This window comes from Kitasatospora sp. NPDC001119 (genome assembly GCF_053598475.1).
The window spans coordinates 23735-46416 of sequence record NZ_JBSFKI010000054.1 but is presented as its reverse complement, the minus strand read 5'-3'; the positions used below and the strand labels follow the sequence as shown (position 1 = coordinate 46416).

Below are 22682 nucleotides of genomic sequence, written 5' to 3'. Positions count from 1 at the left end.
GGTCCGACAACCGCTCACCCGCAGGCGACTTGACCTGCCCCACCCTCGCCACACCACACCCAACGAGCCAAAGCCATCAAAGTCACTGGCATTGGTACTAGGCCGACCCCCGATCGGCCACCCGGGGCCCGCGACGCACCGCGCGTCGCGGGCCCCGGCGCGCATCACCCCAGGTCGGAAGCCGGGCCGGGCCCCGGGTCGGAGCTCGGGCCGGGCGTGGACACGTCCGGAAGGCGGCGTGAAGATCTGGCGCACACTCGTACGGTTTGCCACTGATTGATCGGAATTACGGACCGTCAGGGCTTTGCCACGGTTCGCGAGCCCTCTTACGCTCCGGCGTCATGCCCTCACCCCTGATCAGCGTCGTGCTCCCCGCCTACGACCGGCACGAACAGCTCGCCGACTGCCTGGACTCGCTGCTCGCCCAGTCCCTGGCCGACGTCGAGGTGATCGTGGTCGCCGACCGCTCCCCCGAGACCGCGGGCGGGCTCGCCGACGCGTACGCCGCCCGGCACCCGCAGGTGTCGGTGCTGCACCTGAACGCCGCGGTCGGGGTCGGGGCGAGCCGGAACGCGGGGGCGGCGCGGGCCACCGGCGAGTACCTGCTGTTCCTGGACGCCGACCACCTGCTGCCCCGGGACGCGCTGCGCACGCTCGCCGACCGGCTCCGGCAGACCGGCCCGGTGGACGTGCTGCTGTTCGGCCACTCCCGCCGGCACCAGGACCGGGACTGGCCCGGCGGGGCCGAGGCGCTGCTCGCCGAGGCCGGGCCCGAGCCGTTCGCCCCCTTCGACCGGCCCGCGCTGTTCGGCGCGCCGCCGCTGGCCTGGGACCGGCTGGTCCGCCGCGGCCACTGGGCCGAGCTGGGCCTGGCCTTCCCGCCCGGCCGCTACGAGGAGGTCCCGGTGGCGCACGCGGCGCTGCTCGGCGCCCGGACGGCCGCCGTGCTGGCCCGCGAGTGCGTCCAGCTCCGCCGCCGGGAGACCGTCCACCCGGCGGGCGGCCCGGGCAGCGGCGTCTTCGACCTGTTCGAGCAGTACGAGCGCAGCTTCGCCCTGCTGGAGGACCAGCCGCACCTGTACGCGGTGCGCGAGGCGCTGTTCGTCCGGATGATCCGGCACTACCTGTTCGTCTTCGACCTGGCCGGCTGCGTCACCCGCGCCGAGCGGCCGCAGTTCTTCCACCGCGCCGCCGAGCACCACCGCCGCTTCCAGCCGCCCGGCCACCGCCGGCCGAGCGGCCGCGAGGGGATCAAGTTCTCGCTGCTGGCGGGCGGCGCGTACCCGGCCTTCGAGGTGGCCAAGCTCTCCCACATCGCGCGCGGCACGCTCACCGGGCGGAAGTAGCCGGGGCACCCCCACCCGGGTGAGCCGGGCGCCGCGCCCGGTACCGGTGCGGCGGCGCGGCTGCGATCATCGGCGGAGCCGTACTCCTGGGAGGTCCTGGTGAGCCGTCCGTCCGCCGTCCCCGGGGCCGAGTTGGCCCGTGAGCTGGCCGCGGTGCTGCGCGGGGAGGTCCGCTTCGGCGCCGCCGAGCGCACCGTCTACAGCCAGGACGCCTCCAACTACCGGCAGTTGCCGCTCGGCGTGGTCAAACCGGCCGACCTCGACGACGTGCGCACCGCGCTGGCGCTCTGCCGCGCCCACCGGGTGCCGGTGGTGGCGCGCGGGGCCGGGACGAGCATCGGCGGGCAGGCGATCGGCCCGGGCGCGGTGGTGCTGGACTTCCGCCGCCACCTCGGCGCGGTGCTGGAGGTCGATCCGGGGGCCCGCACCGCGCGCGTCCAGCCCGGCACCGTGCTGGACGACCTCCAGCGCGCCGCCGGGCCGTACGGGCTGCGCTTCGGCCCCGACCCGTCCACGCACAGCCGATGCACCCTCGGCGGCATGATCGGCAACGACTCCTGCGGCTCCCACTCGCTCGCCTGGGGGCGCACCGCCGACAACGTCGAGCGGCTGGAGCTGCTGCTCGCGGACGGCACCGAGCTGACCGTCGGCGGGCGGCTCACCCCCGCGGAGCGCGCCGCGCTCGCCGCGCTGCCCGGCCGGGTCGGCCAACTCCACACCGGACTGCAGGAGTTCACCGACCGCAACCTCGCCGCCATCCGGCAGGGCATGCCGCGGCTGCCCCGCCGCACCTCCGGCTACCCGCTGGACGCGCTGCTGCCCGAGCAGGGCCACGACCTGGCCCGGGCGCTGACCGGCACCGAGGGCACCTGCGCGCTGCTGCTCGGCGCCACCGTCCGCCTGGTCGAGGACCCGCCGGCCCGGGCCCTGGTGGTGGCCGGCTACCCCGACGAGGGCGCCGCCGCCGACGCCGTCCCGGCGCTGCTGCCGTACGGTCCGCTGACCGCCGAGGGCATGGCGGCCGACCTGATCGCCGCGCTGCTCGCCGCCGGGCCCCGCCCGCCCGCGCTGGACCGGCTGCCCGCCGGCGAGTGCTGGCTGTTCCTGGAGACCGGCGGCGACACCCCGCTGGCCGCCTACCAGGCCGCCCGCCGGCTCGCCGACGCGGTGAAGCGCGAGCGCTCGGCCACTGTCGCCCTGGTCACCGACCCGGTCGAGCAGCGCCAGCTGTGGGCCGTCCGGGAGGCCGGCGCGGGGATCGTCACCCGGCTGCCCGGCGGCGGCGAGGCCTGGCCCGGCTGGGAGGACTCCGCCGTCCCGCCCGAGCGGCTCGGCGACTACCTGCGGGCCCTGCGCGCCCTGCTGCGCCGGCACAGCCTGCACGGCGTCCCGTACGGGCACTTCGGCGACGGCTGCGTGCACCTGCGGATCGACTTCCCGCTGGACGAGCCCCAAGGGGTGCTGGTCTTCCGGGAGTTCCTGGAGCAGGCGGCCGATCTGGCGGTCTCGTACGGCGGTTCGCTCTCCGGCGAGCACGGCGACGGGCAGGCCCGCTCGGAGCTGCTGCCGCGCATGTATCCGCCCGAAATCATCGGCCTGTTCGGGGAGTTCAAGCGGATCTGGGACCCGGAGAACCTGCTCAACCCGGGCGCGCTGGTCGACCCGCGCCCGCTCGACGCCGACCTGCGCTTCGTCACGGCCCCGCGCCGCACGCTGCCGCTGGCCCTGCCGTACGAGCAGGACGGCGGCAGCCTGGTGAAGGCGGTGCACCGCTGCGTGGGCGTCGCCAAGTGCGTGGCCCCGGGCAGCGGGGTGATGTGCCCGAGCTACCTGGCCACCGGCGAGGAGCGGCACTCCACCCGGGGGCGGGCCCGGCTGCTCGCCGAGATGCTGCGGGGGGACGCGATCCCGGACGGCTGGCGCTCGGAGGAGGTGCGGGAGGCGCTGGACCTCTGCCTGAGCTGCAAGGGCTGCGCGAGCGACTGCCCCGTCCACGTCGACATGGCGACCTACAAGTCCGAGTTCCTGTACCAGCACTACCGGCGCCGGCCGCGCCCGCTCGCGCACTACTCGATGGGCTGGCTGCCGCTCTGGCTGCGGGCCGCCTCGCTCGCGCCCGGGGCCGCCAACACCCTCGCCCGTTCCCGGGCCGGGGGGCTGCTCAAGCGGCTCGGCGGGATCGACCGGCGCCGGGTGCTGCCGGTCCTCCCGCCGGAGACCTTCACCGCGTGGTACCGGCGGCACCGCGCCACCCACCCGGCCCCGGCGGGCGCCCGGCCGGTGCTGTTGTGGCCGGACACCTTCTCCGACCGCCTCCAGCCGAACGTGCCGCGCTCGGCCGTCGAGGTGCTGGAGCACCTGGGCTTCGACGTCCGGCTGCCCCCGGGCCCGGTCTGCTGCGGCCTCACCTGGTACTCCACCGGCCAACTCGGCACCGCACGAAGGGTGCTGCGGCGCAGCCTGCGGGCGCTGGACGGAGCTGGGGTCCAGGCCGACACCCCCGTGATCGGCCTGGACCCCAGCTGCACCGCGACCCTGCGCGAGGAACTGCCCCGGCTGCTCGGCGCGGAGGGCCGACCGCTCGCCGACCGCACCCGCACCTTCGCCGAGTTCCTCGACGAGTTCGCCCCGGACGCCCCGCTCCCCCGGATCCCGCTGGACGCCGTCACCCAGACCCACTGCCACCAGCACGCGGTGCTCGGCAGCGCCGCCGACCGCCGACTGGAGGCCCGACTCGGCCTGAACAACCGGGTGCTGGACGCCGGTTGCTGCGGCCTGGCGGGCAACTTCGGCTTCGAACGGGGCCACTTCGAGGTGTCCGAGGCCATCGCGGAGCGGGTGCTGCTGCCCGGGCTCCGGGCCGCCGGGCCGCAGGCGGTGGTCCTGGCGGACGGCTTCAGCTGCCGCACCCAGATCGCCCAACTCGCGGACGGGCGGCGGGCCCTGCACCTCGCGGAGCTGATCGCCCGGGAGCTGCGGGATCAGTCCTGACGGTGCGCCGCGAGGAAGGCCCCGGCGTGGGCCGCGGCCTCCTCCCTGGTCCGGTGGCCGGCCGCCGCCCCACCGGTGGCGCCGTCCGCGCCGGTGGCCGTCCAGCGCCAGCCTCCGGAGGTCTCGTCCTCCGCCAACTCGGCTGTTCCACCGAACAGTTCGAGCAGCCCGGGCCGCGCCGCCGGACGGCTGACGGCCTCCGGCCACTTCTTCCGGGCGCCCTGCCGGGTGATGCCCCAGGCGGCGCCGAGCCGCTCGTAACTGGCGCCGTAGGAACCCGCGGTGGCGGCCGCGCCCGCGGTGAGCAGCTTGACCTCGGCGTCCACCAGCTTCCAGGCGGACAGGACGGAGAGCGCGACCTCGACCGGCTCGGCGTTCCACATCCGTTCCGCGGGCAGGCCCGTCGCGCGGGCGCGCACGGCGGCGGCGAGGGGGTCGAGCGCGTCGAGGAGGGCCTTGGCCAGCGCGGCCCGCTCCTCCGGAGTGATCTCCACGGTCGTCATGGTGACAACTGTAGTTAACGAATCCGCTCCCGACAACCAAAGTTACCGGCCGAACCGGTCCAGCGGGCTCGCGCCCCGCTTCTCCGGCGCGAACGGCGTACCCGAGGAGAGCGCCCGGAAGCCCACCACCAGCGCCTCCCCCAGGAAGCCCACCCCGATCGACAGCTGGATCGGACGGGCGTCCGCGGCCAGTCCGAAGTGCGCGGCGAGCGCGGCGAAGCCGGCCATCAGGGCCAGCGACACCGCCGCGACCAGGAAGGTCCGCCCGGTGTAGCGCTGCCACAGCACGCCCTCCCGCTCGTAGACCCGGATGGTGGCGCCGCGCACCGCCCCCAGTGCGACGCCGAGCCCGGCGCCCGCCGCGATCCAGCCGTAGTCGGCCGCGCCGAGCCCGTGCTTCTGGGCGAGCGCCCACACGCCGAGGGCGGTGAGCACCACCGGCGGCGCGAAGAGGTCCCGGGCGTTGAGCGGTTCGCCGCGCAGCCGCCGGATCACCACCACGACGACCACGACGGCGATCAGCCCCGCGTGCACCCAGCCGTTCATTCCTGCCTCCCCGAATTTTTGTAGCTCGACCGTGCTAAATCAGCAATTTAGCTCGCTCGTGCTATAACGGCAACATGCCGAAGATCGTGGACCCCGCCGAACGCCGCCAGGCCGTCGCCGACGCCGTCCTGCGCGTCGCGGCCCGGGAGGGACTGGAGCACGCCTCCCTGCGCAACGTCGCCGAGGAGGCCGGACTGGCCGTCGGCTCGGTGCGGCACTACTTCGCCGGCAGCTCCGAGCTGATGATCTTCGCGATGCGCGAGCTGGCCCGGCGGATCGAGGCCCGCATCCGCGCCCACGCCGCCGCCCTGCTCGACCCGGCCGCCGCCGGCACCGACCGGCGCGAACGGACCGTCCGACTGCTCGCCGAGACCCTCCCGCTGGACGCCGGGCGCCGGGAGGAGTCCGCACTCTGGCTCTCCTTCGTCACCGCCGCCCGCACCCGGCCCGACCTGCGGCCCCGCGCCGTCGAGATGCAGACCGGCCTCGACGACCTGGTCCGACGCGTCCTCGCCGAGTCCCGACGCGCCGGCGGCCTGGCCCCCGGCCTCGACCTCGACCTCGAGACCCGCCGGCTCTCCGCCCTGCTGGACGGCCTCACCCTCCAGGCCGTCCAGCACCCCGACCTGGTCGGCCCCGACGAGCTGCGCGCGGTGCTGCGCCGCCACCTCGACACCCTGGCCGCCCCCGCCTCCTGAGACCGCGCCAACACCCCCGAGAATGCCGAGGGCACCGCGGTCGCCGACGGCACGGAGAGCACCGACGGCACCGGGGCCCCCGCCCGTCCGTCGGCGGGGGCCGCGGCCCGCGTACGCGCGGCAGGCGTCAGCCCTGGGCCGCCCCCGCGGGCGCCTCCTCCGCGCAGACCGCCGAGACGAACTCGGCGACCCGCGCCTGCGGCAGCCCGCGCGCGATGTCCGCCTCGCTGATCATGCCGACCAGCTTGTGCTCCGGGTGGTTGATCACCGGCAGCCGGCGCACCTGGTACTGCTCCATCACCCGCAGCACCTGCTCGCAGTCCTCGTCCGCCTCCACCGTCATCGGCCGCCCCTGCGCCAGCTCGCCCGCCGTCACCGACGCCGGGTCGCGGTCCTCGGCGACGCAGCGCAGCACGATGTCGCGGTCGGTCACGATCCCCAGCAGCTTGTCGCCCGGCCCGCAGATCGGCAGGGCGCCCACATGGCGTTCCCGCATGATCCGGGCGGCGGCCGCGAGCGTCTCGTGCTCACGGATGCACTCCGCGCCCGGGTGCATGATGTCGCTGGCTCTGGTCATGGTCCGCCTCCTGACCTGGCTTCCCGTTCCCCTCGTCCATCGTGGTCCGGGCGGATGGCCGACGCCACCGGGGCCGACCCGCTCACTCCGCTCCGTCCGACCCGGCGGGGCCGCCGCGCCCGACCCGGCCGTCCGGCGACTCCGGACGGTCCAGCGGCGACTGCTCCAACACCTCTTCCAGGGGCGGGAGTTCATGCCTGGGCGGCTCCGGCTCCAGCCCCTCCTCCGGGATCTCGCCGCTCTCCACCGCCTCCTCCACGGCCTTCGCCCCGGCCGCGACCGCCGCCGCCGTCAGCAGGTTCCGCTGCTGGACCTCCGTGGCACTGTCCAGGAAGCGCAGCAGCTCCACCGGGAAGGGCAGCACCAGCGTCGAGTTCTTCTCCGCCGCCACCTCCACCACGGTCTGCAACAGCCGCAGTTGCAGCGCGGCCGGAGTCGCGCTCATCACTGCCGCGGCGTCCGACAGCCGCTGCGAGGCCTGGTACTCGCCGTCCGCCGTGATGATCCGGGCCCGCCGCTCCCGCTCGGCCTCCGCCTGCCGCGCGATCGAGCGCTTCATCGACTCCGGCAGCGCGACGTCCTTGATCTCCACCCGGTCGATCTCGATGCCCCAGCCCAGCGCCGGGCTGTCGATCATCAACTCCAGCCCCTGGTTGATCGGTTCCCGGTTGGCCAGCAGGTCGTCCAGCTCGCTCTTGCCGATGATCGAGCGCAGCGAGGTCTGCGCGACCTGGGAGATCGCGAAGTTGTAGTCCTGCACGTTGACGGTGGCCTTCACCGGGTCCACCACCCGGTAGTAGACCACCGCGTCCACCCGCACGGTCACGTTGTCGCGGGTGATGCCCTCCTGCGCCGGGATCGGCATCGTCACGATCTGCACGTTGACCCTGCGCAGCCGGTCCGCGACCGGCATCAGCGCCACCAGCCCCGGCTCGCGCACCTCGTCGCGCACCTTCCCGAAACGGAACACCACACCCTTCTGGAACTGCTGGACGACCCTGATGCTCAGGCCCGCACAGATCACCCCGAGCCCGGCCAGCCCCCCGAGCGCACCCAGCACCGCATCGACGATCATCGCGGCCTCCTCGCGACCGGCGCACTGCGCGCACACCGGCGTCTCCGGCCGCCGCCGACCCGGACCGGCCGGGGACCGCCGGAGCAACTGATTCCACGCTACGCCTGCCCGGACGACGCCGGTACGAACGTCCGATTGCCCCTAGGATCTCGACCATGCCGACCGAGGCCGCGCCCTCCTCCCCCGCCGACGAGCCCTCCCACCTGGCGTCCGATCCGGCCTCCGATCCGGCCTCCGACCAGGCCGCCGACGACCCCGAGCACCCCCGGCACCCCGCCGAGGCGGCCGCCCGGGCCGCCGGACTCGCCGCGCTGGACCGCGTCGTCACCGGCTGCCGGGCCTGCCCGCGCCTGGTCGCGTGGCGCGAGGAGACCGCCCGCACCAAGCGCCGCGCCTACCAGGACCAGGACTACTGGGCCCGTCCCATCCCCGGCTTCGGCCCGCCGGACGCCCCGCTCGTCCTGGTCGGCCTCGCCCCCGCCGCCCACGGCGCCAACCGCACCGGCCGGATCTTCACCGGCGACCCCTCCGGCGACCTGCTCTACGCCGCCCTGTACGAGCTCGGGCTCGCCAACCGCCCCGAGTCCGTCCGCTACGGCGACGGCCTGGAACTGTCCGGCGTCCGGATCACCGACCCGGTCCGCTGCGCCCCGCCGGACAACAAGCCCAGCACCGCGGAACGCGACACCTGCCGGCCCTGGATCACCCGGGAGCTGGAGCTGATGCGCCCCACCGTGCGCACCGTCGTCGCCCTCGGCGGCTTCGCCTGGCAGGCGATGCTGCCGGTGATCGCGGACGCCGGCTGGCGGCTCCCCCGCCCCCGCCCCGCCTTCGGCCACGCCGCCGTGGCCGCCTTCCCGGCCCGCGACGGCGGCCCGGACCTGCGGATGTACGGCTGCTACCACGTGAGCCCGCGCAACACGAACACCGGCCGGCTGACCACCGCGATGCTCCGGGACCTGCTGCGCGAAGCCGCCCGCTCGGCGGGGCTCGACCCCCGGTAGGGCGCGGCGGAGCGGGCAGGTCGGTCGAACCGGTGAGTGGCCGTGATCCCGCCGTCCACCGGCAGCGTGACGCCCGCGACGGACGAGGCCCGGTCGCGCAGCGGCCAGGCCGCCGCTACCCGAAGCGGGCCAGCTTCCGCCTGCCCGCCGGCCGCCAGACCTCCGGCAGCCGGTGCCGGGCGGCCTCCTCCGCGGCCAGCTGGCGGCCGTAGAGGACGCCGTAGCCGAAGGGCTCGCCGCCGCTCGCCGCGTGGGCGGCGAGGGTGCTCGCGGCGACCACCGCGTCCTGGTGCTCACCCAGCACCTCCTGGACGGCCTTCATCCGCTGGGCGTAGCGCTCGGCCCGGGCGCCGACGGCCGGGGCGGCGGTCTCGCCGGCGTAGCGGGCGCGCTTGGCCGCCTTGCGGGCCGCGTGGAGGGCGAGGTCCCGTTCCCCGGGGGCGGCGGCGAGGGCGGCGCGGACGCGTTCGGCGGTGCGGTCCTGTTCGCGGGCGGCGATCCGGGAGAGCTCCGGGACGGCACCGCGGGCGGCGCGCGGGAGCAGCGGCGGGTCGGCGAGGAGGGTCGCGAGGGCCTCGCCGAGGGCCCGGCGGCGGGGGCTGTCGAGGGCGGCGACGACCTCCGGCCAGATCTGCCGGTACTCGGCCTCGCCCCACCGCTCCAGCGCGGCGGCGACCCGCTGCGGCCCGCATTCGGCGGGCAGCTCGCGGGCCTCGGCGGCGAGCCGTTCGGCCAGCACCTCGCGGTCCCGCGCCCCGCCGAGCGCGGCGGCGAGCCAGCGCAGCTCGGCGACCAGCTCGTCGGTGGTGCCGGGGGCGAACAGCCGCCGGAAGGTCCGCAGGGCGCTGCGCAGCCGCCGGCAGGCGACCCGCATCCGGTGCACGGCGTCCGGTTCGTCGGCCCGGACGGCCTCGTCCAGGCCGGCCAGCACCACGGCCTGCGCCTCGATGCGGGCCAGCAGCACCTGCCCCACCGTGGTCTCGGGTTTCGCCATGCGCGCTCGCCCCCTCGTCGGGTCAGCGGGAACGCCTTCCAGGCTAATGCGGCCGCGGCTGCTGTCGACCCGACGGGCGACCTCGCAGGCTACTGAGCGCGCGTCAGCCGGACCAGGGACCTACGGGCCCTCGTGCCGGACGCGGAGGCCATGGCATACTCCGGAGCGTGACGACCTCCTCCCATGCGACCAGGGCCCTGCGGGCCGCGGTGTTCACCGCGCTCGCCGTGCCGATGGCCGCGTTGGGCCAGGTGGTCATCACGGGCCGTCCGCTGCCGCTGTCGCTGGTGGCCACGGCCGGTGCCGTCGTCTTCCTGGTCGCGACCGTGCTGGCCGGCGGGGAACGGCGGTTGCTGCACATCTCCGGCGTGATGGTGCCGGTCGAGCTGCTGCTCAACACCACGTTCAACCTGGGCCAGGCCGGCTGTTCGCCGGTGCTGGCCGGTCAGGTGCCCGCACGCGGGGTGAACCTGCTGGTCTGTGGTGGCGGTTCGGTGGACGGCTCGCTGCTGAGCGGCCCGCTGGGGCACACCGCCCAGTTGGCGCCCGCCGCGACCCAGCTGCTGCTCCTGCTGGTGCACCTGGTGATCGCGCTGGCGGCCTCCGCCTGGCTGCGGATGGGCGACGCCGCCCTGTCCGGTCTGGCCCGGGCGCTGCGCGCGCTGAGCGAGTCGCTGGCCGGCCCGCTGCGCGCCCTGGTCGTCCTGCTGCTCCCGGCCCCGGTCCGTCCGGTGCTGCGGGTGCCGCTGCCGGTGTCGGACCGCCCGCGGCCGCGCCGCGAGGACGTGGTGCTGAGCCCGGCGCCCCGGCGCGGCCCGCCCGCCTTCGCGCCTGCCTGCTGATCTCCGGCCTCATCTGATCATCCCCGTACCCGCCCGAAACGGGCCCGGTACGCCCGCAGGCAGTGCGCACGACTCCCGCGTTCACCGACCCCGCCGCAGCAGCTGCGGCTTCCCGCGCGCACCCGCGCGCCGCGTACAGGAGTTGACTCCCCCCGTGTCCCAGGACAAGAACAAGAAGCGCATCAGTGCCCGCGAGCGGATCCAGGAGGCGCAGCGCCGCGAGCAGCAGGCCGCCAAGCGCCGTCAGCGGATCGTCGTGACGGTCTCCGCCGTCGTGGTGCTGGCCCTCGCGGGCGGTGTCGCCGTCGCGGTCAACTCGGCCTCGGACAAGAACGACAAGTCCTCCGCCGCCGCGTCGGCGCCGCTGGTCACCCCGGCCAACGCCTCCGGCCCGAACGGCACGGTGATCACCTACGGCAAGGCCGACGCCCCGCACACCATGGCGGTCTACGAGGACTTCCGCTGCCCGGTCTGCAAGCACTTCGAGGCGGCGAACGGCGAGACCGTCAAGAAGCTCACCGAGGACGGCCAGATCAAGGTGGAGTTCCACCTGGCGGCCTTCCTGGACAAGAGCCTCGGCGGCAAGGGCTCGCGCACCGCGCTGGCCGCCGTCGGCGCCGCGCTGAACGAGGGCGTGGACCAGTTCAAGGCGTTCCACGACGTGCTGTACGCCAACCAGCCGGACGAGCGCGAGGACGGCTTCGGCGACGTCAACCACATCCTGGACCTGGCCGGCCAGGTGCCCGGGCTGAAGACGGACGCCTTCGTGAAGGCGGTGACCGACAAGACCTACGCCCCGTGGGCGGCCAAGGTCGCCGACGCGTTCAACGACAGCGGCGTGACCGGCACTCCGACCGTCAAGGTGGACGGCAAGCAGATCACCCTGTTCGCCGGGAACGCCGTGGTCCCGCCGGAGCAGTTCACCGCGCAGGTGAAGCAGGCCGCCGGCCTCCAGTAGGCCGCGCCCCCGCCCCCGCGCACCACCGCACCGTACGGCACCACCCGGCCCGGCCGAACTCCCGGCCGGGCCGGCTCCTCCCAGCCAGCCACCGGAGTGTGCTGCCATGTCCGCTGCTACCACCGTGCCCCCGTCCCGCTCCGCTCCCGACGACGCCGCCCGGGCCCGGGCCCCGATCGGCGCGAGCCGGGCCTACGCCTTCCTGCTGTTCCTCGGCGCTCTGGTCGGGCTGGCCGCCTCGGCGGTCCTGACCTTCGACAAGCTCCGCATCCTGGAGAACCCCTCCTACGTCCCCAACTGCAACATCAACCCGGTGATCAGCTGCGGTTCGGTGATGCGCACCGAGCAAGCGGAGGTCTTCGGCTTCCCGAACCCGCTGCTCGGGCTGGCGGCCTTCGGCGCGCTGGCGGCGATCGGTGCGGGGCTGCTCGCCGGTGCGGCGTACCGGCGCTGGTTCTGGCTGGGGCTGAACGCGGGCACCGCGGTGGGCGTGGGGTTCGCGCACTGGCTGATCTACCAGGCGCTGTACGACATCGGCGCGCTCTGCCCGTACTGCATGGTGGTGTGGGCGACGGTGGTGGTGCTGTTCTGGTACACCACGCTGCACAACCTGCACTCGGGCGTGATCCCGGTGGGCCCGCGGCTGGGCGTGGTCGTCCGGGAGGCGGCGCGCTACCACTGGGCGCTGCCGGTGCTGTGGGCGGCGGTGATCGCGCTGCTGGTCCTCAACCGGTTCTGGTACTACTGGAGCACGCTCCTCTGACCGTCCGTCACCCCACGTACCCGTCCGAGTGCAGCAGCGTGGCGGCGCCCGTCCGCCGGGCCTCCAGGGCCCCGGTGAGCCGGCGCGCCGCACCGGGCTGCAGCAGGACCACCGCCTGGGCCGGGGTGAAGTACCCGTGGTCGGCGATCTCCTCGACCTGCGCCCGGACCACCGACCCGGCCGCGACCGTCCCGCCGTCGAACATGAACTGCACGGCGGGGTGGGCGTGTTCGCCCTGGTCGGGGATGGCGTCGCGCCACTCCACGACGAGCAGCCGCAGCGGCCCGGCCAACAGCCCCGTCTCCTCGTACAGTTCGCGGGCAGCGCACTCGGCGGGCCCCTCCCCCGGGTCCATCCCGCCGCCGGGGAACTGCCACTGGTCGCGGTAACTGGCCTTCAGCAGCAGGACCTTGCCCGCCTCGTCGGTGAGCAGCACGCTGCACCCGACGTAGGCGCGCACCATCCCGGCGAGCCACTCCTCCTCCGAGAGTGCCCAGGTGTCCGTCATCGCGCCTCCTCCGCCGACCGCCGCCGTCGGGGACAATCTGCCGCGATCCCCGCCCGCCAAACGGCTGTTCGCGCCGAATCCACCCGAATGAGTGCCGGGGGCGGCCTCAGCCGAAGACGGCCCGCCGGAAGGCGTTGCGCAGCTCGGTGAGCCGCTGGATGTCCCGGTCGTAGTGCACCTTGTTGGTGAGCAGCAGGGCCCAGCGGCCGAGCCGCCGGGAGACCCAGAAGCCGGTGCCGGTGAAGCCGTAGTGGACGAAGGTGCCCTCGGCCGGTCCGGTGCCGGGGGCGTACAGCCAGGACAGGCCGCGGGCGGGGGCGAGGCCGCTGGTCTGCTCGCGCAGCGACTCCTCGATCCACGCCCCGCCCCAGGGCAGCCCGGGCGGCGGGGCGAGCAGCGCGGTGAGGAAGCGGGCGAGGTCGCGGGCGGTGGAGAAGGCCCCGGCGTTGCCGGAGACCCCGCCGAGCAGCCGGGCCGAGGGGTCGTGGACGACGCCGCGCAGGTGGGCGCCGGCGCCCTCCTCGTACTCGGTGGGCGCGGTGCGGGCGGCGAGCGCGGCGCCGAGCGGACCGTAGCGGGTGTCGGCCATGCCGAGCGGCCGCCAGGCCCACTGCTCGGCGAGCCGGTCCAGCGGCGCCCCGCCGAGGTCCTCGACCAGGTAGGTGAGCAGCACGGCGGCCCGGTCGGTGTACTCGACGGCCGCACCCGGCGGCCGGTGCGACGGGGCGGCGAGGACCCCGGCCCGGATCGCCGACGGGTCGCGCCCGTAGAGCTGCTCGAAGCGGGTGTACGGGAGCATCCCGGCGGTGTGGGCCAGGAGTTGACGGACCGTCACCGCTCCGGCGGGGTGCCCGGCGGCGGGCGGCCACCAGGCGCCGAGCGGCTCGTCCAGCGGCAGCCGTCCGGACTGCCGCAGCACCCCGGCGCAGGGCCAGAGCGCGACCACCTTGGTGAGGCTGGCGAGGTCGTACAGGGTGTCCGGCCCGGGCCTCAGCCGCGCGTACGGCCCCTGCCCGAGCACACCGTGCCCGCCGCCGCCGAGCGCGCCGCCGGCGTCGCCGACGGCCCAGACGGCGCCCGCCCCGACGGTGCGCGCGCCGCCCTCGACCAGCCGGTCCAGCTCCCCGCCGGGCGCGGCCAGGCCGGGGAGCCGGTCGGCTCCGGGTGCGTCGGGTCCAGTCGCTCGGTGGCTCATCCGTCCCCCTCCTCGGGCCGACGGGAGCCTTCCCCGCGCGGCCGCGGCTCAGACCGCCGGAGCGAGTTCCTTGCCGAGGCAGACGCTCTGCGGGTGGTCCTTGTAGATGCCGAACTTCCGGATCGCGGCGTAGCCCTCGGACTGGTACAGCGCGATCGCCTCGGGCTGCTCGGTGCCGGTCTCCAGGATGAAGCGGGTGCGCCCGGCCTCGACCGCGGTCCGCTCCAGGCGGCGCAGCACCGCGCGGGCCAGGCCGCGGCCGCGGGCGTCGGGGACCACGAACATCCGCTTCAGCTCGGCGTCACCGTCGCGCAGGCCGTCCGGGCCGGCCTGCTTGGCCCGCCAGCCGCCGCAGCCGACCGGCCGGCCGTCCAGGTAGGCGATCATGAACAGGCCGGCCGGCGCCTCGAAGTCCTCGGGGTGCAGGACGGTCTCGTCCGGGTCGCCGTAGCGGCGCACGTACTCCTGCTGCACCTCCGCCGACAGGGCCTGGGCGTCGGGGTGGGCGTAGCCGGTGACACGGAACTCGACGGTGCCGGTGTCCTGGGCGGTGCTGGTGCTCATGGTGAAAAAGCCTACGATCCCCGCTCAGCGGACCTCGAACCGGGCGACCAGCTCGTCCTTGCCGAACATCCGGGCGGTGTCCACGGCGCTCGGGACGCCGGCCCGGGGGTCGGCGCCGCCGGCCAGCAGCACGTCGAGCACGTCCGTGGCGCCCTTGAAGACGGCGCCGGCCAGCGGGGTCTGGCCGCGGTCGTTGGCGCGGTTCGGGTCGGCGCCGTACCGGAGCAGCTCCGCGACGGTGGCGGCGTGGCCGTGGTAGGCGGCGAGCATCACCAGGGTGTCGCCGCGGTCGTTGGTGAGGTCGGCCGGGGCACCGGCCCCCAGGTAGGCGGACAGGGTGTCCGTCTCCCCGGCCCGGGCGGCGTCGAAGAGCTTCCCGGCGAGCGCGATCACCTCGGCGTCGGGGGCGTCGGCGGGCTGCTGGCTGGCGGCGTCGGTCATGGCGGGCGGCCTTTCCGGTCGGGTCGTCGGGCGGTCTCGGGGCTGCGCCCAGGGCACGGTAGCGGCCGGTGCCGCGACGGGCCAGCGGACGTCCGGGATCCGGATGACGGCCCGCACCCGCCACGACACGCGACCGCGCGCGTTGCGCAGCCATTCGAGCGAACTTCCGGGACCCCCCGGAAACTTCCCACCCGCCGCCCGGGAATGCCTGGGCGCACCGAATCCCCGCGCGGCCCGGCCCCCACCCCGGCCGGTGCGCATACCGCCACCCGGCCGCCGGAACGGTATTGAACGGCAGAACCACCCATTTGCACCGTTCCATCATCTATTACTTTTTGTCACGATTAGTGCACTTTCCGTAACACCCCTGCTTGTCCCCACTTCCTGAGGAGCGGAACGTGATCCTCTCGATTTCCGGCATCGTCCTGTTCGGCACCATCGCCTTTCTCTTCTTCCGCCGGGACGGACTAAAGGTCTCCCACGCCATCGTCTGCGCCCTCTTCGGCTTCTACATCGCCGGCTCCTCGATCGCGCCGAGCATCACCGCGGGCGGCGCGAGCCTCGCCAGCCTGCTCAGCGGCATCAGGTTCTAGCCGCCACCTCCTCCCCCGCCGTACCGGCCCGGGCGCGGATCCCACACCGCCCCCGGGCCCCGTCGTTCCCCACCGCGCCCACCCCACCCGTCCCACCGCCCGGGGAGTCAAGGAATGCCGCTCCACCGCCACCTCAGCAAGGGCCGCACGATCGCCCGGACCGCCGGGGACCACGCCTCCGACATGTTCGCCCCGCTCTCCGTCATCGGCCGCGGCCTGCGCCACCACGTCGACTGGGCCAGGTCCCGCTGGCAGGAGACCCCCAAGGAGCGCCGCGGCCCGACGCTGTTCCTGACCGCCGCCCTGCTGATCGGCGTCTACCTGCTGCCGCACGGCCTGCTGTTCGCCCTGATCGCCCTGATGGCCAGCGCCGCCTGGGCCGGCCGGGCCCCCAAGGCGGCGCCCGCACCGCCCGCGCCGGACGCCGCCGACGTCAAGCTCGCCGCCCTCTACGCGGCGCTCACCCCGTACCTGTGCGGCCCCGAGGACGCCAACCCGCTGTACCACTTCGAGGGCGCCTACAAGAGCGCCTTCAGCGCGTGGGAGTTCGACCGCGAGGGCCGGCTCTCCCGGCTGGAGATGAGCTACCCGGCCTACTTCACCGACACCGAGCCGTCCTCCCGGGCCCGGATCGAGCAGGTGGTCCAGGGCAAGGCCGGCCGGGCCCGCGAGTACCGCTTCGACTGGGACGAGGAGTCCAACCGGCTGCGGATCACCGCGCTCGCCCCGCTGCCCACCGACATCGCCGCCCAGCGCTTCGTGGCCGCCCCCGGCGAGATCGTGCTGGGCTTCACCGACGAGGACGGCACCGCCCGCACCATCCCGGTCACCCGGAGCGGCACCACCGTCCAGCAGCCGCCGGTGGTCTGGCGCACCGGCCCGCGCTCCTCCGAGCCGCACCTGCTGGTGCTCGGCGTCACCGGCTACGGCACCTCCAGCCTGCTGCGCTCGGTCGCCCTCCAGGCACTCCCGTACGCGGACCTGGTGGTGGTCGACGGCGCGGGCACCGGCGAGCACGCCTGCCTGGTGAACCGGCCCGGCGTGCACACCGTGGAGACCAGCCTGCACGGCGCGCTGGCCGCCCTGGACTGGGCCGTCGGCGAGACCGAGCGCCGGCTCGCCGCGCTCAACGCCGCCCGGCACGCCGGCACCGCCCCGCCCGAGGACGTCACCCGGCCGCTGTGGCTGCTGCTGGACCACCCGACCGAGCTGAGCGAGCTCGCCCAGGCCGAGGGCCGCCCCGACCCGCAGGACCTGCTGGAGCTCCCGCTGCGGCACGGCCGGGCCGCCCGGGTCACCGTGGTGGTCGCCGACGACCTCGCCGCCCGGGACCGGCTCACCGCCACCGTCCGCACCACCACCCGGGCCCGGGTGGTGCTCGGCCCGGCCGGCCCCGACGAGGGGCGCGACGCGCTCGGCGCGCCGCTGGACATCGTGCCCGCCTCCCACGCCCCGGTCGGCCGCGGCTACGCCCGGATCGGCAACGGCGCCCCGCTCCGCCTCCAGGTGCCCGCCACCGTCGACCCGCTGGACGACGAGGCCCCGGCCCCGCTGCGGGACGCGGTGATCGCGCTGCTGCCGCACCGGGACAGCCGCACCGAGGCGGCCGCCGCCGTACCGCCCCGCCCGGACCGCCCGCCGGTGGTCCCCGCCGCCGAACCGGCCGCGCCGTCCCTCCCGGTCGACCTGGCCAAGGGCGAGCCGATGATCCGTTCACGGCCGATCTCCTGACGGCCGGGCCCGGGCCCGTCCCCCGGGCCGGTTCCCCGGCCCTCGACCGGGGGCGGCGACCACCGCCGAATCCCGTCCCGGTACGCTCGTCACGGAAAGTCCGCACGATCACCAGATGTGAAATACGTGACACCTGGGGTGATATCACCGGCCAGATGTGACAAATCGGGCGCAGGTGGGTACAAACAGGGGCGGCACTACAGACGACGCATGTCCCGGGACGGGAATCTTCGTCGGAAGCCGAGCGTTGACCGAACGACGAAGAACAGCGACCACTAGTCCTGTGGGCCATAAGCCCGGGAGGCACGATTCATGAGCGAGCGAGCTCTCCGCGGCACGCGACTCGGGGCCACTAGCTACGAGACCGACCGTGGTATCGATCTGGCTCCCCGCCAGACCGTCGAGTACGCATGTCAGAACGGACACCGTTTCGAGGTTCCTTTCTCGGTCGAGGCCGAGATCCCCGCGACCTGGGAATGCCGCTTCTGTGGACAGGAGGCGGCGCTTCTCGACGGCGACGAGCCGGAAGAGAAGAAGATCAAGCCGACGCGCACCCATTGGGACATGCTGATGGAGCGCCGGACGCGCGAGGAGCTGGAGGAGGTGCTGGCCGAACGGCTGGCCGTGCTCCGCTCCGGCGGGATGAACCTCGCGGTACACCCGCGAGACACCCGTAAGAGCGCCTGACACCTCGCTCCCGCCCCGTGCGGGAGGACGCGAAAAGGGACCCTGGCCACCAGGGTCCCTTTCGCGTTGCCCACGACGGGCGCAGGTGCCGTCCGCGCGACGAGCCCCCGAGGGGCGGGGTGTCCGCCCCTCGGGGGCTCGTACGTCGTGCCGGTCCGGTCAGCCGGCGATCGGCGGGCGGTAGGTGGTGTCCGGGCCCTGCGGGCCGCGCGGGCCGTCCTCCGGGTCCACGACCTCGCCCTGGACCACCTTGCCGTCCGGGCGGTGGATGCGCAGCTGCTCCTGGAGCCGCATCGCGTCCGCGAACGGGTCGGCCCCGGCGGCGGAGGTGCTGCGCAGCGCCTTGTCCGCGGCCCGGCGCCCGACCGCCCGCCACAGCGCCCGGGTGGGCGGGAAGAGCAGGGTCAGGGCCACCAGGTCCGTCAGGAAGCCCGGGACGATCAGCAGCAGGCCGGCCAGCACGGTCATGCTGGTGCCGGTCTGCGGCTGCTGGGACTGCGGGTTCTTGCTCTGCTCGATCGCCGCCGACAGCGCCTTCAGCCCGGCCCGCTTGATCAGCGAGCCGCCGATCAGGACGCCCGCGACGAGCAGCAGCACGACGGTGAGGCCGCCCAGCCACGAGCCGACCTGGACCAGCAGCCAGATCTCCAGCACCAGCCAGGCGGTGATCAGCAGCGGCAGCACCCGGCGGAGCCTGCTACGCGGGGCCGGACGGGTGGGGGTAGCTTGCTGGGTCACGGTACGAATCCACTCCAAGCGGTGCTCTGCGCGCCGCACGGGAGGTCCGGGCCGGCTACGGCACCACCTGGTCCAACGATTCCTGCCCGGCCGGTGTTCCGGACGGGGCCTTCCGGCGGCGGCCGACCAGCACCGCCGCGCCGCAGGCCAGCAGGCCGCCGACGGCCAGCGTCCACTCGGGGGCGGCGCCGACCCGGTCGGCCACCGTGGTGCCGTCGCGCAGCGGGACGGTGGCCGACAGCTCGGCCGCGGTCAGCTCCTCGGTGCGCTGCCGGACGCTGCCGTCCGGGCCGATCACCGCGCTGATGCCGCTGGTGGCGGCGATCAGCACCGCCCGGCCGTGCTCGACGGCCCGCAGCCGGCTCATCGCCAGCTGCTGCTCGGGCTGGCCGGTCTTGGCGTAGGTCGCGTTGTTGGTCTGGACGACCAGGACCCGGGCGCCGCTGTCCACGGTGTCGCGGACGATCTCGTCGTACGCGACCTCGAAGCAGATCACGTCGCCGATCCGGGCCGGGCCGAGCTGCATCACGCCGTTGTGGTCGCCGGGGTAGAAGTCCCGGGCGACCCGCTGGAGGCGGGTGATCACCTTCATCAGCTGGGCGCGGAAGGGCACGTACTCGCCGAACGGGACGGGGTGCTGCTTGGTGTAGGAGGCGCCGGGGCCGGTGACCGGGTCCCAGACGATGCCCTCGTTCTGGACGTGCTGCGCGTCCGGGCCGTCCACCAGGGTGCCGACCAGGGTGGGCACGCCGACCGCCTTCACGGCCTCGTCGATCCGCTGGCGGGCCAGCGGGTCGCTGAACGGGTCGAGGTCGGAGGAGTTCTCCGGCCAGATCACGATGTCGGGGCGCTCGACCTTGCCGGCCCTGATGTCGGCGGCGAGCCGCTCGGTGGCCGCGGCGTGGTTGTTGAGGACCATCATCGGGCGGCCCAGGAAGTCCATCCCCGGGTTGGGCACGTTGCCCTGGACGATGGCGACCTTGACGGTGTCGTCGGCGGCCGTGGGCACCGGGACGAGGTAGCCGGCCAGCAGCGCGGCCACCGCCCCGAGCGCCGCCAGCGCGGCCGCCTTCGGGGCCCTGCCGGGCCCGCGCAGCCGCAGGGCGGCCCAGGCCAGCAGGGCGCCGGACAGGGCGACCGCGAAGGTCACCAGCGGCGCGCCGCCGAGCGCGGCCAGCGGGGTGTACGGGGTGGCGGTGTTGGCGAAGGCGAGCCGGCCCCAGGGGAAGCCGCCGAGCGGCAGCCGGTCGCGTGCCCACTCCTGGGTGATCCACAGGCAGGCCGTCCAGAGCGGCCAGCCGGGCAGCCGGGAGGTGACGGCCAGGGCGCCGCCGAGCAGGGCCAGGAACAGCGCCTCCACGACCGACAGGCCGATCGTGGCGTCCCAGCCGACCACCCGCAGCCAGCTGAGCAGCATCAGGAAGAACGGCAGGCCGAGCGCGAAGCCCGTCCACAGGCCCTGGCGGAAGGTGCGGCCCCGGGTGAGCAGCGACAGCGCGGCGACGCCGAGCAGCGACAGCGGCCACAGGTCGTACGGCGGGAAGGCGAGGGCCAGCAGCAGGCCGGCCAGGGCGGCGAGGCCGGTGCGCGGGAGGCCGGCGCGGACCTTGGCGAGCGCACGGGCTCCGCGGCTCGCCCGGGGCGCCGGCTCCTGCGGCTCGGGGACGGCCTCGGGCCGTTCCTGGGTGACGGGAGTGGCCACCGGCGCACCATCTTCCTGGGGCTTGCTGTTCGGACGCTGTGCGAAGAAGGTACCCCGGAAGGTCGGAGACCCGTGAGGTCAGGGTGGTAGCGGGGTCAGCGCGGGGTGTAGCGGACCTCCCGCAGCGGCCAGTGCCCGGCGAGCCAGTCGGAGACGGCGCGGTACAGCGGGGCGTCCAGGTGGGCGCGGTCGGCCCGGACCCAGGAGCTGACCGAGACCGCGGACGGGTCCTCGCGGTCCGGGTAGATGTAGACGCAGCCGATCACCTCGTCGCGGTCCGGCTCCAGGACGGTGTAGGTGAAGCCGGTGCGGGCCTCGAAGTCGGCGGCGTGCCGGCGCACGTCGTCGAGGTTCCGCTCCGGCGGCATCCCGTCGGCGGGCGGCCAGCCGCGGCCGGCCCAGCCGGGGGTGGCGCGGATGTGGGCGATGGAGCCCGTCCAGGCGGCGTGGTCGGAGGCGTTGTGCCGCTCGCCCAGGGGCTCCAGGCGGAACTCCGGGGCGAGCAGCTCGCGCGGGACGGTGAAGTCGGCGGGTACCAGGTCGGTCATGGTGGTCAACCTAGGAGGCGGCGGCCCGCCGATCCACGGGGTTTACCGCTGGTACACCGTGCGGCCGCGGACGACAGTGCGCAGGCAGGTCGGCAGCGGGTGGCCCGGGGTGAGGTCGGGCAGGCCGGGGGTGCCGGAGCGCGGGTCGGTGGACCAGCCGGCCACCCGGGAGTCGGGGGCCTGGACGACCAGCTCGCCGGCCGCCCAGATCGCGTAGCTGGCGACCGCGCCGGGGACCAGCACGCCGTCCTGGTCCCGGCCGACGGCGCGCCAGCCGCCCCGGGTGTGGGCGGTGAAGGCGGCCCGCACCGAGATCCGGTGGTCCAGGGTCCGGTGGAAGGCCGCCGCGCGGACGGTGCCCCAGGGGTCGAGCGGGGTGACCGGGGCGTCCGAGCCGAAGGCCAGCGGGACGCCGGCCCGCAGCAGCGCGGCGAAGGGGTTGAGGGCGGCCGCGCGCTCGGCGCCCAGACGCTGGACGTACATGCCCTCGGGCCCGCCCCAGGCGGCGTCGAAGGCGGGCTGGACGGAGGCGGTCAGGCCGAGTTCGGCGAAGGCGGCGACGGCCTCGTCGTCCAGGGCCTCGGCGTGCTCGACGCGGTGGCGCAGGGCCTTGACCCGGTCGGCGCCGACCCGGGCGCCGGCCTCCCGGACGCCCTCGATCACGGCGGCCACGGCCGCGTCGCCGATCGCGTGGAACCCGGCCTGGAGCCCGGCCCCGGTGCAGGCGGCGACGTGGTCGGCGACCTGCCCGGCGGTCAGGTAGGCGGTGCCGGTGTGCCCGGCGTCCGCGTACGGGGCGTGCAGGCAGGCGGTGTGCGAGCCGAGCGCGCCGTCCACGAAGAGGTCGCCTCCGGCGCCCACCGCACCGAGCCGGCGGGCGGTCTCGACACCGCCCAACTCGCCCCAGTAGCCGAAGACTTCGGGCCCCTCACCGTCGGCGGCGAGAGCCAGCAGGGCGGCCAGGTCGGCCTCCGAGGAGATCTCCGGGCCGGCGCACTCGTGCAGGGCGCCGATGCCGAGCTCGGCGGCGCGGGCCAGGGTGGCCCGCTGGGCGCGGCGGCGCTGCTCGGGGGTCAGCCGGGCCAGCGCGGTCCGCCGCACGATGTGGTGGGCGTCCCTGGTGAGCGGGCCCTCGGGGTCGAAGCCGGGCGCCTCGGCCAGGCCCTCGGTGAGGTCGCGCAGCGCCGTGGTGGCGAGGGCGGAGTGCACGTCGGTGCGGGAGAGGTAGAGGGCGGCGCCGCGGGCGGCGGCGTCGAGCTCGGCGAGCGTGGGCGGGCGGCCCTCGGGCCAGCCGCTCTCGTCCCAGCCGTGGCCGATCAGCACCCCGCCGGGCTCGGGCCGGGCGTCGACGAAGGCGGTGACGGCGGCCAGGGCGGCGGCCAGCGAGGGGCTGCCGGTGAGGTCGAGGCCGGTGAGCGCCAGGCCGGTGGCGGTGGCGTGCACGTGGGCGTCCACGAAGGCGGGGGTGACCAGGGCGCCGTCCAGCTCGACGATCTCGTCGGCGGTCGCGGCGTACGCCTCGGCGGCGCCGTCGCTGCCGACCCAGGCGACGTGCCCGCCCTCCACGAGCATCGCGGTGGCGAAGGGGTCGGCGGGGCTGTAGACGGCGCCGCCGCGCAGCAGGACGGTCCGGGGAGTGCGTTCGGTCATGCGGCCTAGTCTGCACCCCGCCCGTTCG

General features: G+C 75.2%; 23 protein-coding genes. 10 read left to right on the top strand and 13 right to left on the bottom strand.

Features of this window, described 5'->3' with window-relative positions:
* Positions 1–341: 341 nt before the first annotated feature.
* The gene (locus tag ACWDD9_RS39650) at positions 342–1346 is read left to right on the top strand and encodes a glycosyltransferase family 2 protein (protein WP_449814274.1); all 1005 of its coding nucleotides are present in this window, start codon (positions 342–344) and stop codon (positions 1344–1346) included.
* 99 nt (positions 1347–1445) lie between these two features.
* The gene (locus ACWDD9_RS39645) at positions 1446–4337 is read left to right on the top strand and encodes an FAD-binding and (Fe-S)-binding domain-containing protein (protein ID WP_449814273.1); all 2892 of its coding nucleotides are present in this window, start codon (positions 1446–1448) and stop codon (positions 4335–4337) included.
* Here ACWDD9_RS39645 and ACWDD9_RS39640 read toward each other — a convergent pair.
* Both ACWDD9_RS39640 and ACWDD9_RS39635 read right to left on the bottom strand, forming a co-directional pair.
* A complete protein-coding gene (locus ACWDD9_RS39640; RefSeq protein ID WP_449814272.1) occupies positions 4328–4840 on the bottom strand; it encodes a hypothetical protein in 513 nt (170 codons plus the stop codon). The genes ACWDD9_RS39645 and ACWDD9_RS39640 overlap by 10 nt on opposite strands.
* 42 nt (positions 4841–4882) lie before the next feature.
* Positions 4883–5386: a DUF1453 domain-containing protein gene (locus ACWDD9_RS39635; protein ID WP_074005182.1), complete on the bottom strand. Its 504-nt coding sequence runs from the start codon at positions 5384–5386 to the stop codon at positions 4883–4885.
* 74 nt (positions 5387–5460) lie between these two features.
* Between ACWDD9_RS39635 and ACWDD9_RS39630 the strand changes: the two genes are divergently transcribed.
* Positions 5461–6084 (top strand): TetR/AcrR family transcriptional regulator, encoded by a 624-nt coding sequence (locus ACWDD9_RS39630; protein ID WP_380741255.1) that lies wholly within the window; start codon positions 5461–5463, stop codon positions 6082–6084.
* Between the two features lie 127 nt (positions 6085–6211).
* Here ACWDD9_RS39630 and ACWDD9_RS39625 read toward each other — a convergent pair whose 3' ends face one another.
* Together ACWDD9_RS39625 and ACWDD9_RS39620 are read right to left on the bottom strand one after the other, a co-directional pair.
* On the bottom strand, positions 6212–6661 hold the full coding sequence (locus ACWDD9_RS39625; protein ID WP_049657806.1) for a CBS domain-containing protein: 450 nt from the start codon (positions 6659–6661) through the stop codon (positions 6212–6214).
* 82 nt (positions 6662–6743) lie between these two features.
* Positions 6744–7736: a slipin family protein gene (locus tag ACWDD9_RS39620; RefSeq protein WP_079272701.1), complete on the bottom strand. Its 993-nt coding sequence runs from the start codon at positions 7734–7736 to the stop codon at positions 6744–6746.
* Positions 7737–7891: 155 nt separating this feature from the next.
* Between ACWDD9_RS39620 and ACWDD9_RS39615 the strand changes: the two genes are divergently transcribed.
* Entirely contained in the window at positions 7892–8740 is an 849-nt protein-coding gene (locus ACWDD9_RS39615; RefSeq protein ID WP_449814271.1) for a uracil-DNA glycosylase, read from the top strand.
* Positions 8741–8855: 115 nt separating this feature from the next.
* Here ACWDD9_RS39615 and ACWDD9_RS39610 read toward each other — a convergent pair whose 3' ends face one another.
* Positions 8856–9734 (bottom strand): CHAD domain-containing protein, encoded by an 879-nt coding sequence (locus tag ACWDD9_RS39610; protein ID WP_449814270.1) that lies wholly within the window; start codon positions 9732–9734, stop codon positions 8856–8858.
* A 167-nt stretch (positions 9735–9901) separates the two neighbouring features.
* Here ACWDD9_RS39610 and ACWDD9_RS39605 point away from each other — a divergent pair, with 167 nt between their 5' ends.
* From ACWDD9_RS39605 to ACWDD9_RS39595, 3 genes are all read left to right on the top strand, one after another.
* Positions 9902–10576, top strand: a complete 675-nt coding sequence (locus tag ACWDD9_RS39605) for a hypothetical protein (RefSeq protein ID WP_074005178.1) — start codon at positions 9902–9904, stop codon at positions 10574–10576.
* Positions 10577–10730: 154 nt separating this feature from the next.
* Complete coding sequence (locus ACWDD9_RS39600; RefSeq protein WP_049659252.1) at positions 10731–11534, top strand: DsbA family protein; 804 nt, start codon at positions 10731–10733, stop codon at positions 11532–11534.
* 106 nt (positions 11535–11640) lie between these two features.
* On the top strand, positions 11641–12297 hold the full coding sequence (locus ACWDD9_RS39595; RefSeq protein ID WP_449814269.1) for a vitamin K epoxide reductase family protein: 657 nt from the start codon (positions 11641–11643) through the stop codon (positions 12295–12297).
* Positions 12298–12304: 7 nt separating this feature from the next.
* Here ACWDD9_RS39595 and ACWDD9_RS39590 read toward each other — a convergent pair whose 3' ends face one another.
* From ACWDD9_RS39590 to ACWDD9_RS39575, 4 genes are all read right to left on the bottom strand, one after another.
* Positions 12305–12805, bottom strand: coding sequence for an NUDIX domain-containing protein (locus ACWDD9_RS39590; protein WP_117486965.1), 501 nt, complete (start codon positions 12803–12805; stop codon positions 12305–12307).
* Positions 12806–12911: 106 nt separating this feature from the next.
* Positions 12912–14000 (bottom strand): serine hydrolase domain-containing protein, encoded by a 1089-nt coding sequence (locus tag ACWDD9_RS39585; RefSeq protein ID WP_449814268.1) that lies wholly within the window; start codon positions 13998–14000, stop codon positions 12912–12914.
* A gap of 48 nt (positions 14001–14048) precedes the next feature.
* The gene (locus ACWDD9_RS39580) at positions 14049–14564 is read right to left on the bottom strand and encodes a GNAT family N-acetyltransferase (protein ID WP_049660050.1); all 516 of its coding nucleotides are present in this window, start codon (positions 14562–14564) and stop codon (positions 14049–14051) included.
* 24 nt (positions 14565–14588) lie between these two features.
* Complete coding sequence (locus ACWDD9_RS39575) at positions 14589–15005, bottom strand: ankyrin repeat domain-containing protein (RefSeq protein ID WP_049660049.1); 417 nt, start codon at positions 15003–15005, stop codon at positions 14589–14591.
* Positions 15006–15403: 398 nt separating this feature from the next.
* Here ACWDD9_RS39575 and ACWDD9_RS39570 point away from each other — a divergent pair, with 398 nt between their 5' ends.
* From ACWDD9_RS39570 to ACWDD9_RS39560, 3 genes are all read left to right on the top strand, one after another.
* Complete coding sequence (locus ACWDD9_RS39570) at positions 15404–15598, top strand: hypothetical protein (RefSeq protein ID WP_049660046.1); 195 nt, start codon at positions 15404–15406, stop codon at positions 15596–15598.
* Positions 15599–15712: 114 nt separating this feature from the next.
* Positions 15713–17329 carry a hypothetical protein gene (locus tag ACWDD9_RS39565; protein ID WP_449814267.1) on the top strand — a complete coding sequence of 539 codons (1617 nt, stop codon included), beginning with the start codon at positions 15713–15715 and terminating at the stop codon, positions 17327–17329.
* A 312-nt stretch (positions 17330–17641) separates the two neighbouring features.
* The gene (locus ACWDD9_RS39560; RefSeq protein ID WP_049655293.1) at positions 17642–18016 is read left to right on the top strand and encodes an RNA polymerase-binding protein RbpA; all 375 of its coding nucleotides are present in this window, start codon (positions 17642–17644) and stop codon (positions 18014–18016) included.
* Positions 18017–18175: 159 nt separating this feature from the next.
* Here the strand turns inward: ACWDD9_RS39560 and fxsA are convergent, their stop codons facing one another.
* The 4 genes from fxsA to ACWDD9_RS39540 form a co-directional block, all read right to left on the bottom strand.
* On the bottom strand, positions 18176–18754 hold the full coding sequence (fxsA, locus tag ACWDD9_RS39555; protein ID WP_074005174.1) for an FxsA family membrane protein: 579 nt from the start codon (positions 18752–18754) through the stop codon (positions 18176–18178).
* Between the two features lie 55 nt (positions 18755–18809).
* Positions 18810–20456, bottom strand: a complete 1647-nt coding sequence (lnt, locus tag ACWDD9_RS39550; protein ID WP_449814266.1) for an apolipoprotein N-acyltransferase — start codon at positions 20454–20456, stop codon at positions 18810–18812.
* Positions 20457–20551: 95 nt separating this feature from the next.
* Positions 20552–21004, bottom strand: a complete 453-nt coding sequence (locus tag ACWDD9_RS39545; protein ID WP_449814265.1) for an N-acetyltransferase — start codon at positions 21002–21004, stop codon at positions 20552–20554.
* 42 nt (positions 21005–21046) lie between these two features.
* Complete coding sequence (locus tag ACWDD9_RS39540) at positions 21047–22654, bottom strand: amidohydrolase (RefSeq protein WP_449814264.1); 1608 nt, start codon at positions 22652–22654, stop codon at positions 21047–21049.
* Positions 22655–22682: the final 28 nt, after the last annotated feature.

What these genes read in the sequence shown, in the direction of transcription:
- ACWDD9_RS39650 (WP_449814274.1), top strand. Translation starts at nt 342, where the DNA reads ATGCCCTCACCCCTGATCAGCGTCGTGCTCCCCGCCTACGACCGGCAC.
- ACWDD9_RS39640 (WP_449814272.1), bottom strand. Translation starts at nt 4,840, where the DNA reads ATGACGACCGTGGAGATCACTCCGGAGGAGCGGGCCGCGCTGGCCAAG.
- ACWDD9_RS39635 (WP_074005182.1), bottom strand. Translation starts at nt 5,386, where the DNA reads ATGAACGGCTGGGTGCACGCGGGGCTGATCGCCGTCGTGGTCGTCGTG.
- ACWDD9_RS39630 (WP_380741255.1), top strand. Translation starts at nt 5,461, where the DNA reads ATGCCGAAGATCGTGGACCCCGCCGAACGCCGCCAGGCCGTCGCCGAC.
- ACWDD9_RS39625 (WP_049657806.1), bottom strand. Translation starts at nt 6,661, where the DNA reads ATGACCAGAGCCAGCGACATCATGCACCCGGGCGCGGAGTGCATCCGT.
- ACWDD9_RS39620 (WP_079272701.1), bottom strand. Translation starts at nt 7,736, where the DNA reads ATGATCGTCGATGCGGTGCTGGGTGCGCTCGGGGGGCTGGCCGGGCTC.
- ACWDD9_RS39615 (WP_449814271.1), top strand. Translation starts at nt 7,892, where the DNA reads ATGCCGACCGAGGCCGCGCCCTCCTCCCCCGCCGACGAGCCCTCCCAC.
- ACWDD9_RS39610 (WP_449814270.1), bottom strand. Translation starts at nt 9,734, where the DNA reads ATGGCGAAACCCGAGACCACGGTGGGGCAGGTGCTGCTGGCCCGCATC.
- ACWDD9_RS39595 (WP_449814269.1), top strand. Translation starts at nt 11,641, where the DNA reads ATGTCCGCTGCTACCACCGTGCCCCCGTCCCGCTCCGCTCCCGACGAC.
- ACWDD9_RS39590 (WP_117486965.1), bottom strand. Translation starts at nt 12,805, where the DNA reads ATGACGGACACCTGGGCACTCTCGGAGGAGGAGTGGCTCGCCGGGATG.
- ACWDD9_RS39585 (WP_449814268.1), bottom strand. Translation starts at nt 14,000, where the DNA reads ATGAGCCACCGAGCGACTGGACCCGACGCACCCGGAGCCGACCGGCTC.
- ACWDD9_RS39580 (WP_049660050.1), bottom strand. Translation starts at nt 14,564, where the DNA reads ATGAGCACCAGCACCGCCCAGGACACCGGCACCGTCGAGTTCCGTGTC.
- ACWDD9_RS39575 (WP_049660049.1), bottom strand. Translation starts at nt 15,005, where the DNA reads ATGACCGACGCCGCCAGCCAGCAGCCCGCCGACGCCCCCGACGCCGAG.
- ACWDD9_RS39565 (WP_449814267.1), top strand. Translation starts at nt 15,713, where the DNA reads ATGCCGCTCCACCGCCACCTCAGCAAGGGCCGCACGATCGCCCGGACC.
- ACWDD9_RS39560 (WP_049655293.1), top strand. Translation starts at nt 17,642, where the DNA reads ATGAGCGAGCGAGCTCTCCGCGGCACGCGACTCGGGGCCACTAGCTAC.
- ACWDD9_RS39545 (WP_449814265.1), bottom strand. Translation starts at nt 21,004, where the DNA reads ATGACCGACCTGGTACCCGCCGACTTCACCGTCCCGCGCGAGCTGCTC.
- ACWDD9_RS39540 (WP_449814264.1), bottom strand. Translation starts at nt 22,654, where the DNA reads ATGACCGAACGCACTCCCCGGACCGTCCTGCTGCGCGGCGGCGCCGTC.